The following is a 944-nucleotide window of genomic DNA, read 5'->3' as shown; positions in this document are numbered from 1 at the left end:
GTTAATACAGCCACTCGGTCTTTATCCTCTTTCAAAAAACCTATTAACAAATTATTAATTCTCGTGTATTCGTGACAATTCTCATATTCCTTTAATAGTTCAATCATTTGAAAGGCTGCAGGGGTAATTCCATTTTCACTTGTAAGTAAGCCTTTTTCTTTTAAGCTCGTTGTTGCTTTCGTGACACATTCTTCATCAAGTAAAATAATTACGTCACGATTTGGCAATCCAAATATATCCGTAACTCCAGCTGCACCTGCGAGAACATATAATTCAGCAGGTGCAAAACTCATTTCTTTCCCCATTCTTTTATCCCTCGTTTCTCCATCACAATTGTTTTATCGCCCTTACTTCCGGTCTATCTCCGTACGTTTGAATACTTTTATCTAACTCTTTCAAAGCTTTCGTATGTCCTTCAAATGCCTCTACCATTTCTGAGTTATATTGAATGATTAAATCAAGATAACTTAAAAATGCATCCCTCGTTTTTCCATTCCAGTTCGCACATGTAACGTATGCTTTTAAGTTTTTCGCTTGATTTAAAGAATCCTTCATACCATTTTCAATATTTTGCGCGTAAGAAATGGCACTTGCAGTGTTACTTCCTATAATTTCAACCTCTTTACCACTCATGTTGATTCCCCCATTCTTTGTATGCTTAATGGATAAGTTTTTCAATTTCCTTTTTCTTTTCTTCAAAAGCCTTGGTCGCTGCAGCATATGCTGACGCTTTCTCCGCTTCTGCTTTCGCTTTATATTCCAAATACTTTGCATAAGCTGTACCTATCGCAGATCCAACATCGCTTAATGCACTCTTAAAATAGGATAGTACTGTATTTAATTCTTCATCCTTTTCATGACGTTTTTGTTCAAATTCAACTGCCGGAATTTTATTAGCTTCTAAGCCATTACTTTTACTCTCATAATCTCTCTTCGCTGATTCA

At 35.7% G+C, this 944-nt stretch carries 3 protein-coding genes; all 3 read right to left on the bottom strand.

Annotation, left to right across the window (positions count from 1 at the left end; translation table 11 throughout):
* Positions 1-305: DUF5081 family protein (locus tag AC1DTM_RS28830; protein WP_477001524.1), on the bottom strand; the 305-nt coding region annotated here is incomplete at its 3' end.
* 22 nt (positions 306-327) lie between these two features.
* Complete coding sequence (locus AC1DTM_RS28825) at positions 328-633, bottom strand: WXG100 family type VII secretion target (RefSeq protein ID WP_002110836.1); 306 nt, start codon at positions 631-633, stop codon at positions 328-330.
* A 25-nt stretch (positions 634-658) separates the two neighbouring features.
* The coding region (locus tag AC1DTM_RS28820; protein WP_477001523.1) for a hypothetical protein at positions 659-944 on the bottom strand (286 nt) is incomplete at its 5' end.

The sequence above is a fragment of the Bacillus sp. P4_D3 genome, from assembly GCF_056401855.1.
The sequence above is the reverse complement of the archived record's forward strand: the minus strand, read 5'-3'. Positions and strand labels throughout refer to the sequence as shown.

Coding starts and splice junctions, on each gene's coding strand:
- AC1DTM_RS28825 (WP_002110836.1), bottom strand. CDS start 633: ATGAGTGGTAAAGAGGTTGAAATTATAGGAAGTAACACTGCAAGTGCC.